General features: G+C 53.5%; 12 protein-coding genes. 8 read left to right on the top strand and 4 right to left on the bottom strand.

The window, feature by feature from the left end; translation table 11 throughout:
* Positions 1–257: 257 nt before the first annotated feature.
* Positions 258–815, bottom strand: coding sequence for a TetR/AcrR family transcriptional regulator (locus ACOVRA_RS07195; RefSeq protein ID WP_421719690.1), 558 nt, complete (start codon positions 813–815; stop codon positions 258–260).
* A gap of 113 nt (positions 816–928) precedes the next feature.
* Between ACOVRA_RS07195 and ACOVRA_RS07190 the strand changes: the two genes are divergently transcribed.
* The 7 genes from ACOVRA_RS07190 to ACOVRA_RS07160 all read left to right on the top strand — a co-directional run bounded on the left by ACOVRA_RS07190 (position 929) and on the right by ACOVRA_RS07160 (position 6,201).
* Positions 929–1,384, top strand: a complete 456-nt coding sequence (locus ACOVRA_RS07190) for a PaaI family thioesterase (RefSeq protein WP_421719689.1) — start codon at positions 929–931, stop codon at positions 1,382–1,384.
* A 79-nt stretch (positions 1,385–1,463) separates the two neighbouring features.
* Positions 1,464–2,246 carry a crotonase/enoyl-CoA hydratase family protein gene (locus ACOVRA_RS07185; RefSeq protein WP_421719688.1) on the top strand — a complete coding sequence of 261 codons (783 nt, stop codon included), beginning with the start codon at positions 1,464–1,466 and terminating at the stop codon, positions 2,244–2,246.
* A 43-nt stretch (positions 2,247–2,289) separates the two neighbouring features.
* Positions 2,290–3,183 carry a fatty acid desaturase gene (locus ACOVRA_RS07180; RefSeq protein WP_421719687.1) on the top strand — a complete coding sequence of 298 codons (894 nt, stop codon included), beginning with the start codon at positions 2,290–2,292 and terminating at the stop codon, positions 3,181–3,183.
* Positions 3,180–3,659 carry a tautomerase family protein gene (locus ACOVRA_RS07175; protein ID WP_421719686.1) on the top strand — a complete coding sequence of 160 codons (480 nt, stop codon included), beginning with the start codon at positions 3,180–3,182 and terminating at the stop codon, positions 3,657–3,659. The genes ACOVRA_RS07180 and ACOVRA_RS07175 overlap by 4 nt, the downstream gene beginning before the upstream one ends.
* Positions 3,660–3,710: 51 nt before the next feature.
* Complete coding sequence (locus ACOVRA_RS07170; protein WP_421719685.1) at positions 3,711–4,484, top strand: crotonase/enoyl-CoA hydratase family protein; 774 nt, start codon at positions 3,711–3,713, stop codon at positions 4,482–4,484.
* 525 nt (positions 4,485–5,009) lie between these two features.
* On the top strand, positions 5,010–5,519 hold the full coding sequence (locus ACOVRA_RS07165; RefSeq protein ID WP_421719684.1) for a GNAT family N-acetyltransferase: 510 nt from the start codon (positions 5,010–5,012) through the stop codon (positions 5,517–5,519).
* Positions 5,520–5,769: 250 nt separating this feature from the next.
* Entirely contained in the window at positions 5,770–6,201 is a 432-nt protein-coding gene (locus ACOVRA_RS07160) for a GNAT family N-acetyltransferase (protein ID WP_421719682.1), read from the top strand.
* A 24-nt stretch (positions 6,202–6,225) separates the two neighbouring features.
* Here the strand turns inward: ACOVRA_RS07160 and ACOVRA_RS07155 are convergent, their stop codons facing one another.
* On the bottom strand, positions 6,226–6,681 hold the full coding sequence (locus tag ACOVRA_RS07155; protein ID WP_421719681.1) for a hypothetical protein: 456 nt from the start codon (positions 6,679–6,681) through the stop codon (positions 6,226–6,228).
* Positions 6,682–6,872: 191 nt separating this feature from the next.
* Between ACOVRA_RS07155 and ACOVRA_RS07150 the strand changes: the two genes are divergently transcribed.
* The gene (locus tag ACOVRA_RS07150) at positions 6,873–7,856 is read left to right on the top strand and encodes a helix-turn-helix transcriptional regulator (protein WP_421719680.1); all 984 of its coding nucleotides are present in this window, start codon (positions 6,873–6,875) and stop codon (positions 7,854–7,856) included.
* A 426-nt stretch (positions 7,857–8,282) separates the two neighbouring features.
* On the opposite strand, the gene ACOVRA_RS07145 is transcribed toward ACOVRA_RS07150, so the two are convergent.
* Both ACOVRA_RS07145 and ACOVRA_RS07140 read right to left on the bottom strand, forming a co-directional pair.
* A complete protein-coding gene (locus ACOVRA_RS07145) occupies positions 8,283–8,651 on the bottom strand; it encodes a hypothetical protein (RefSeq protein ID WP_421719679.1) in 369 nt (122 codons plus the stop codon).
* Positions 8,652–8,978: 327 nt separating this feature from the next.
* Positions 8,979–9,614, bottom strand: coding sequence for an outer membrane protein (locus ACOVRA_RS07140; protein ID WP_421719678.1), 636 nt, complete (start codon positions 9,612–9,614; stop codon positions 8,979–8,981).
* Positions 9,615–9,940 lie beyond the last annotated feature (326 nt).

Here is a 9,940-nt window from a genome sequence, read left to right as displayed (position 1 = left end):
CCCATCATTCCTAGTTGAAACAATGAAAACGAAGACCGAAGCGGACGAAAATGGTCCATTCCTTGCGGAACGCACCCTACGATCCGCGCGTAAGTGAATGTCCGCTTTCGTGCAAGCGCCAATCCACCCCAAGCGACAATCCTTGGCGCAAAGCGGAAAGGCGCAACTTGGGCGGAAAGCACTGATTGTCGACCAGTGGCTTTCGATCAAAGAACAATTCAGTCGAACTAGGAGCGCACTTTCGACAATCATATGTCTCAGGACTCGGCGAAGAATGCCGCCGCAATTTCGAAGGGGCGGCGGGACCGTTGAGCTCGGGCAACAATCCAAGCGCCCTCAAGAGCGATGAGCAAACCGGTTGCAAGTTCATTGGCTTCGCTTGCTCGACCAAGCCTTACCGCGTGTGATTCTGCGGTTCCGATCCACGTCTTGAAGGTGAGCTCACTGGCTGCGCCGAGCCGCTCAGAGCCGGGCACGGTTTCAAGCAGAACCGAGGTGATCGGGCAGCCCTCTGAATAATCGCTTTTCTCAAACCAGTCGGCAATGGCGCGCGACAAGATATTGGCACCTTCGGAGAAGGAAGAAGCCCCCGTAAAGGCGCGATCAATCATAGCCTGAACTACCTGACCAGCTTGGCTCATGGCCGCCTCAGCGAGTTGCTCCTTGCCTTCAGGAAAGTGATGATAGAAAGATCCTTTGGGTGCACCACTGGCTTCAAGTATCTCTATGAGACCTGTCCCATGGTATCCGCGACGCTGAAACAGTTGCGCCCCGGAAGCAATCATTCGATCTCGGCTCGTTCGTTTAGCAGTCATTCCAGTCTCTTTCCCCAACTGCCAGCCAGTTAATCCCAATTTGTTTGCGCTTGACAGCTTTAACATCACCCCATAATTATGTCGACCGGTCTAGTGAATTTTGAGGGTTTCGGATGTCGGACTATCTAGCCATTGCGCGTCAAATCTTGGCAGCCCAGCCCTTTAGTGTGCTGGTCGGTACCGAAGTGATCAGGTACGGGGATGGCGCGGTAGAGCTGCGCATGCCCATTCAAGACATAGTTAGGCAGCAGCATGGCTTCGTTCACGGCGGCGTGGTCGCCTATCTAGCTGACAATGCACTTACAATGGCAGCAGGCCTTTCCATGGGCGGCGGCGTGCTGACCGCCGAAATGAAGATCAATTATCTGAAGCCCGCTGTCGGCGAGGTCATGATCGCAAGAGCTTGGACCATCAGCCATGGCCGCTCTCAAGGCGTCAGTCGTTGCGATGTCTTTGTAGAGCAGGACGGGGTCGAACGCCTTTGCGCCGCCGCTCAAGGCACCGTCATGAAAAGCCATACTAAATCAGCCGTCACGCCACCGCCCGGTACCAAGGCTGATGCAACCTGAGTGCTGTCGCACTCTGCAATCGAAAGCGCGGTGTTTCCAAGACCCGCCAATACAACATCTTAAATGGAGCAGTTTAGTCATGTCAGAGCAAGGCCAAGTGGACGTAACCTTCCAAGATCGCATCCTTCATATGCATGTTGATCGGGCAGCCAAACGGAACGCCTTTACGCCTCACATGCTACAGGAACTGGGACGGGCCTTTAAGCGACTAGACGAAGATCCCGACGCTTGGGTCGGTGTGCTGACATTTGCCGGCGCACACACGACAGCCGGTCTAGATCTGACGGCCTTTCTTCCCGCGATGCAGAACGGAACGCCAATCTTCGACGATACCATGCTGGATCCCCATGCTCTGGAGCGGCCTTGTCGCAAGCCAATTGTATGCGCCGTGCAGGGCACAACCTACACGGTCGGCATTGAGCTCATGCTCGCCTGCGATATCGCAATTGCTGCGTCAGACGCCAAATTCTCCCAATTAGAGCCCACCCGTGGCATCACCCCAATGGGCGGTGCGACCTTACGCTTTGTTGATCGTGCCGGCTGGGGTAATGCGATGTACCATTTGTTGAGATGCGATGTGCTCGATGCCCAACGCGCGAAGGACATTGGCTTTGTGCAAGAAATCGTCGAGCCTGACCGTCAAATCGAGCGGGCGCTAGAGATCGCAAGAGAAATTGCCAAGAACGCTCCACTCGCCATTCAAGCTGCGAAGAAGGCTGCTTGGGATGGCGTGATGATCAACCCGAAGGCTGGAATAGATCAGCTTGTGCCAAACCAAATGGCCCTGATGAAAACCACGGATGCGATGGAAGGTGCCATGGCCTTCATGCAGCGTCGTCCAGCTGAATTCCAAGGGCAGTGATGACTGCCACTTCATCCGCCAACTTTACTCGGCAGCTTAATCCATGACCGCTCTTGCAGATGTTATCGCTCTCGAGCGAAGGACTTTGGCACAAATACGAAGCCTAGATGTAACGTTGGCTTGGCCGACCATCATTCTGACATTTGTTCTAGTTGGAATTTATGGGGCAGTCGTCGCCGCCTCGGCAACGGGCATAATCCCACTTTGGTTGGCCATGCTCGTCAACGCGATGGTCGCGTATTGTGCCTACACTCCTTTGCACGAAGCCTCGCATGGCAATGTTGGCGCCAAGCAGCATGCTTGGATCAACCAGCTTGTCGGCATCGCGGGGGCCAGCTTGTTGCTGCACAATTTCACAATGCACCGGACCACGCATCTGGCCCATCACGCTCACCTCAACGATCCTGCACACGACGCCGATCATTGGGTGGCCGGTCAGCACTGGTGGAGCGTGTTGCTGCGCTGCGCCACGTTGGTTTTCGCACACTATGCAATGGGCCTTCGCCAGAATGGGCGGCGCGTCATCGTGATTGCGATAGCCGAGAACATGATCCCTCTGACAGCGCTCATATTAGTAGCTTGGCTTGCGGGGTGGGAGGTCATGTTGTGGACAATGGTCGTGCCGGCCCTGATTGGTGCGACTTTGCTAGGCTTGTGGTTCGATTATGTGGTTCATATGCCCCATACAGAATCGGGACGAACTAATTCGACGCGCATCATTCTGTTTCCTCGTGGCGTTTGCCAGATCTTGAGTTGGGCCTGGATGGGACAGAATTATCATCTGATCCACCATCTCTACCCTTGGCTTCCCTATTATCGCTACGCGGCCGCAACCACGGCGGCCCAGCCTCTGCTTGCAGCTCAAGGGGCATGTGTCGTGCACCTTTGGGGCAGTGACTGTTCAACCTTTCAGCAAAATCAGCGGATCAAATCATGACAGCTATTATCATCACCTACCCCGAAGGCCGTATCAACCACGACCAGCGCAAAGAGTTGGCCGGAACCCTAACCGATGCCGTGCTCATCATCGAATGCGGGCAGATCATCCCGGCGGCGCGCGGTGCGTTTCAGATCCATTTCCGACCACTGCCGCTCGACCATCTGGCTATCGGCGGCACCTTGCTGACCGAGCAGCCCGCCGACATTCTCTTCATCGACCTTGCGGTCATGGATGGATATTGGCCAGATACGGACCGCAAGCAAGTGTTCACAAACATCTACGCAGCTCTCTGCGCCGCACTCAAAACAGACAAACCATCGCCCACTTGGTGGATCAATTTCCGGGTCATTGGTGAGGGATCGTGGGGCTCTCGTGGGGGCGCTCTTTCGATCCTCGACCTTCTCGATACCGGAGCCTTCACAGCCCAACGGGCAGCGGACATTCGGGCCAATCTCCTAGGGCGTCCAGTGTAACAGTCTATTTCACGGCTATACGTCCAACTACCGGCAAAAGAGGAATGACACATGAGCCATACAATCTCAGTTCGCACCGTGGATCGGGTAACAATCATCACCATCGAGCGACCCGATCGGCGCAATGCGGTCGATCTGCCAACGGCTCAAGCTCTGATTGCTGCGTTCAAAGGCTTTGACCAAGACGATCGCGCAGACGTCGCGATTCTGACAGGTGCAGGCGGTTCCTTCTGCGCGGGTGCCGATTTACAAGCCCTGGCAGCGGGCGAAGCAAAGCCGGTTGAACCAGATGGCGACTTTGCCCCCATGGGGCCAACCCGTCTTAGGCTATCTAAACCGGTCATTGCTGCAATCGAAGGTCCAGCCGTGGCAGGAGGGATGGAGCTTGCGCTATGGTGCGATTTGCGCGTCACAGGGCGGTCTGCAATCATGGGTGTATTCAACCGACGCTTTGGCGTTCCCTTGGTGGATTTGGGTACGATCCGTTTGCCAAGACTTATTGGCGAAGGGCGTGCAATGGAACTCATCCTAACCGGCCGCCCTGTCGGGGCCGAGGAAGCGTTCGCGATTGGGCTTGTCACGAAAGTCGTCAAGGATGGTGCCGCATTAGACACGGCGCTTGAAATTGCCCGCTCGCTTTGTGCATTTCCGCAATCCGCAATGCGCAATGATCGGCTGTCTGTATTGGAACATTACGAGCTCACTGAAGCCGACGCCATCGCAAATGAAATCAAACGCGGGCGGGTGACAATCGCAAGCGGTGAAACAATTGCTGGGTCTACCCGGTTTTCTGGTGGTGCCGGTCGCCATGGATCGTTTGACTGATTGTCGGCGGTCGTTACAGATTTTGCGCTGCGCTGAGCTAGCCTGGCAGTTTCACAATTAGCTCTGATAATCTGCCAAATTATGTTCTTTAATCTCTGGGCATTGTGAAGCTGCAACTTATGCTGTGATAGCGGGTCCCAGAACAATCACAATCTCAATAACTAAGGCTGAATGGGCACAGTCTACACTGGATTGACCACCAACTGGAAACAACCGGCGCAACCCAAATGGTCCGTGCCCTAGGCCCTAAAAATCCAGCCATCAGTTTGTAGGAACTTCGTCCGGATAATTGTGCAACTATTCCGCCATCTCATAAATGTCCGCTTTCGAGCTCCACAAAAAACCGCCCAGATGACCACCTCTGGCGCAAAGCAGCCTGCTTGCCTCGATTTGAAAAAGTCGCAGGGTGCGGAAGGAAGGGTCTGATCGAGTCCTAAACTTTGAGCTACCGCTTTATAGATTTTGCATTCAAGTACAGCTATCGTTCTTGATGCGGGCATAGGTAGACTGGTTTGGGAGCGTGCAATGCTGACTATCCGACCGGCGATTGAAATCGATGCTGATCTTTTGCCGGAAATTGAACGATCAAGTGGCGAACTCTTTAGACAGTTTCCTCAACTTGCCTGGATAGCTGATGACGACGTTCAATCAGCAACGCGCCATCGCGAGATCATTCAGCAAGGTACGGCATGGGTGGCCCTTTCTGAATCGGAATTGATCATCGGGTTTTTGAGCGCCGAAGTGCACGACTCTTGCCTGCACATCTGGCAGATGTCTGTTCATTCAGATTATCAAAAGCGCGGCGTCGGCCGTGCGTTGATGCGCACTGCCCAATCCTGGGCTGAAGCTCACAAACTTTCTTCTCTTACGTTGACCACATTTCGTGACGTCCCTTGGAATGTTGATTTCTACCAGTCCTGCGGTTTTGTCATAGCCCAGCCAGAAGCATCACCCATACTCCTTCGGACGCTTGCAAATGAAGAGCTTGCGGGCCTGCCTATCGATCAGCGCTGCGCAATGATTCGCCCACTGTAGAGATACCAAACTATCAGCTGAGAATCTGATTTCTTTGCGCAGCTGCAATCGGAGTGGTCTCGAGATTTCTCCAACTTGTGGCCGCTTGAAATGTACACGGGATTGAAGCTCGCCAATCTTTAGGACACAAAGGCCTGGAAAGCAGACGGAAGCTTTAAGCAGGAACCAACTAACGAACATCCTGATCAGACCAGAAGCGCTGAGAGATCATGGCGCGATTTACGACGTTACGAAGCGGGCCTTTGCGCCGATGCCCTACTCAGACGGTAATGAACAAGATTTAATCAATGTCTTGCGGAATGCCGGTGCGCTTAGCCTTTCCCTCGTGGCGGAGCAGCACGGAAAAGTCGTTGGCCATATTGCGCTCTCGCCGGTCGCACACGAAAGCGGGGTAGAGGGATGGTTTGGACTTGGCCCGATCTCCGTGGAGCCGGCCCTGCAGCGAAAAGGCGTGGGTGGTTTGCTCATCTCAGAAGCCACCGCGTGGATGAATGCCCGACAAGCCCGCGGATGCATTCTTGTTGGAAACACCAAATATTATTCCCGCCACGGGTTTATTCCTGCCGCCGCAAATGCGCCTGAGAAAGAGCCTGCCGAATACTTCATGGTTCTACCGCTCGACAACACGATCCCCGCAGGCCGGTTCAGCTTTCATCCGGCCTTTTACCTTGAAGAATTTTGATCAGATATAGCGCAGGGCTGCCTATTAGGCCCGCGTCCAGTGCATGATCCAATTGGGTGTCCAGTTGACCCCTTCGTCGCTACTGGTCAATTGTTGCCACCGGCAAGACTTGGTGGTGATTTGATCCCAAATGCCGCGCACCTTGATCGGCCGATTGTTGGTATCGACATCATCGGATTCAAACGTAGCAACCCCTTCTTTGAAATTTCCCATCATCGGCGGGTTTACGACGCCATAGGCCGCACTGGTCCAATGATCTGCCCACAGCCCTGTTTGCTTGTTAAGAACGCGAACCCCCATGCCTAAGAGCTTACCACTTGGGCCCCGCAGTTCCTCGATGCTGGCCATGCCATCCATGGCCGACCATACCTTGGCGGAGCCTGAAAACTCCTCCCACTCGGGTCCCTTATAGTCCTTGAGGCGGCGGTTCGCTATGATCCAGTCGCCGCTCAGAAAGTCAAAGTTAGAGGCACGTGTCATCGATGCGCTTCCTTCTAGAAGGGGTTTTGGGTTCAAAGCGGTGCAGCTGGTTACAAAAAGCATCGCTCCGCTCTGCCCTAGGAAGTTGCGTTTTGTTGATATGTGCAAGTTGCGACCTCCGAACGGGAAGGGCCACTCTAACGGTGAATAACTGACATAGCCTGTCAGTTGTTTTCTGCTAATCTAGTTTCATGCAGTCAAGCCGCCTTCTTTCGATCTTGATCTTGTTACAAAGCCGCGGTCGCCTAAGCGCGCAGGCATTGGCGCGAGAATTTGAAGTCTCGCAGCGCACCATCTATCGCGATATTGATCGTCTGAGTGCTGCCGGAGTTCCCGTCTATGGCGACAAAGGACCGGGTGGAGGGTTTGAGCTTCTTGAGAATTATCGCACCCGCTTAACGGGACTGGATCAAGCTGAAGCCCAGACCTTGTTCCTGATTGGCAATCCGAAACTGGCGCTTGATATGGGGCTAGGCAAGCAGGTGCAAGCCACCCGAAATAAGCTTTTGGCGGCATTGACTGAAAAAGGCCGTCAAACGGCAAATCAGACGCAATCCTATTTTCATGTCGATCCTTCCGATTGGTACAGGTCCTACCAAAGCCTGCCGCAATTGCCCATTCTGACTCGCGCCTTGACCCAGCAGCGCAAGGTCTCGCTTCAGTATCAAAGCTGGACGGCTGCACGCCATTGGCATCTTGTACCCTTAGGCTTGGTGCTCAAAGCCAGCACTTGGTATTTAGTCGCTAAAGGTCCAAAGCACATTGCGACCTATAAGGTCGAAAACGTGGCAGATATTGTCTTATTGGAAGAGACGTTTGAGCGGCCTGCAGATTTTGACCTCTCTAGCTATTGGACGGCTCATGTTGCAGAATTTGAAGCTCGTATTCGTCCGCACCTCGCCAAAATTCGCGTGACCCAAACTGGCCTTAGGTACCTTCGTGACTTGGGCGATTATGGCAAAGCGGCGGCAGACAAAGCAGCACCAACAGATCAAGCTAATTGGTTTGAAACCACGCTTCCTTACGAAACAATGGATCAAGCAGCACGCCTACTTCTTAGCTTCGGAACAGAGGTTCTAGTTATAGCTCCTTTAGACGTGCGCGCACGCATCGCTTGGCTTTGCGAGCAAGTTGCTCAAAGTCATTTCGGGCAAGATCACATCATTCCTGACTAAACAGTGGCCCCCTAAGGCACCTTTGTTGCATGGTAATGATTTTGTTGCTGATGATGTCTTACGTTTTGGCCAGCAAGTAAGCCCCGCTAAGGCACCTAAAGCGATTGGTTGGGAATCCGGGTAGAGAAGCGAACCCCTTCTTCGGGCTAGCCGCGACTAACTAGGAGCACGGATCAAGCCCTCTTTGTTGTCCACCATTGGCGCATTTGGGACTATCTGCATTATGGCAATAGTTGGCCGATTGCGGAAGGTCTGGTTTGGGGTGTGTGGGCGGCGAAAGCGGACGTTCAAAGGTCGGACCAAGGCGAATATCGCGGTCGTAAGCGGCATTGGAGATAGCGCATTCGAGGCGGAGTGCGACATACGGCAGGAAGCGCATTGCGAAAGACACGTCAGTGAAGGGTCTCATTATTGGGGTTCTATTGCTTATACGCATGCTCCATCTTTGATAACATATTCGAAAGTGGCTTCTATACCGTGTGTGACATATCCAATCGGGCAACTGGTTTGCGAGCCGTCTTTGAGCCTTACTGAGATCTTGCCAGAGCCTTCGCAGCTAATCGCCATTCGTCCCATGAACTTCGACCCATTTTGCACGAGTAGCTGATTTTTTCCGCACAGCTGGAGTTCTGCGGAAGCAATGTCTCCGGACGGCGCACGCACGATGAAGTAATTGTTGACGCGCGCACAACCAGTTAAAAAAATAGCGCATCCTAATGAAGATAGTCGCGCGATACTTTTCCACGGAATACTCAACTTAGTCTGCTTTGCATGGTGATTGGGGTCAATTTTCAACGAGCCTCACATCCTTGATCTATGCTAATTTGGGCATTTTGCGGATTGGCATTCCTGCACCCGTTTTGGCCGCATTCTGAACGACAACACTGTTGGCGATATCGACTTGCGCCTCAAGAGTTTGCTAACCCGCCATAGGTCCAGCTGTGCGCCTCGCGCCGTCGCCTTGGGCTGCGACCCAACAATTTTTATCCGGCAATCGAACACAGCCTTTGCCAAGGGCTAGCCTAGGGCAAAGGCTGTCTCGGTTTCAGAAACACCGAAGAAGGTGCAAATGTCGAAGTGGCGCATTCCTGCCGGCAGGCATGCGGCCCGCGAAGCGTATCGCTAGAATTTCCTGGCGATTCCAATTACGATGTCAGTCGTTCGATAATCAGCTTTGAGTGTGCGACCGCCGCCCCTGAGGCTTGGGCTATTGACCGAAAATGTCCGCAGTTCCCCGAATCCTTTCCAATCTTCAGCAAACTCATACTCCACGCCAGCTATACCCTGAACAGCAAACATACTTGCTCTGGAGTATTGGCCACGGTTGGCAGTGGGGCCTGCATTCAAATCGAAATCTACTTCACGGGTCAAACCGAAGCCTAAGCCAACATAAGGCTTGAAACTGCCTGCTTCATTGAAGGTGTATAGACCATTCACCATGATTGAAGTTGAGGCGTAATCACTGTTGCTTGCGGCAACCCCTCCAAGGGAGTTTAGTGAGCTGGATCGGTAGGTGTACTCAAGCTCGCTCCGCCAAGGCCCAGCATAGTCGTATCCGATGGCCCCACCAGCCAGCGCGCCCCCGCCGAACTTTCCTTTGGTGCGGGTTCCTCCAATCTGTAGGTCCGTATTACTCAAGGTGGAGCTGCCGCCATAAACCTTGGCATAGAGACCACCCTCTTTATCGGCTGTTTGAGCGATTGCTGAATTTCCAAATGCAAAGAGCGCTGCGACAACAGCCAACGTGCGGTAGAACATTTTCTTTTCCTTCTGAGTGTTTCGTAGGGAGATTTAGGTCGGGCTGATTACTCGACCTGTCGGGGAACTACCTGATGTGGCTTGAAGGAAAAGCGCTGTTGCACGAGCGGTAGCCTATCCTGCACGAACGGACAGATTATCTGCAGTCAGCTAAAAATATTCCTGATTGGCCGACCTCATGTTTACGCTGCGCGGTAGATGGGTCTGAGCGCTCCCGCAGTCAAAGCGGCGGCCCATCGTGATAGGAAGTAAAATACAGGCTCTGAGGAAAGTGCGACAAGCCTGTTTAGACAGACGTGATCAACGCTTGGGTGCGCAATAAAATT

Source organism: Aquidulcibacter sp. (assembly GCF_049239865.1).
Classification (GTDB): Bacteria; Pseudomonadota; Alphaproteobacteria; order Caulobacterales; family Aquidulcibacteraceae; genus Aquidulcibacter.
This window is presented reverse-complemented; position numbering and strand designations above follow the sequence as displayed.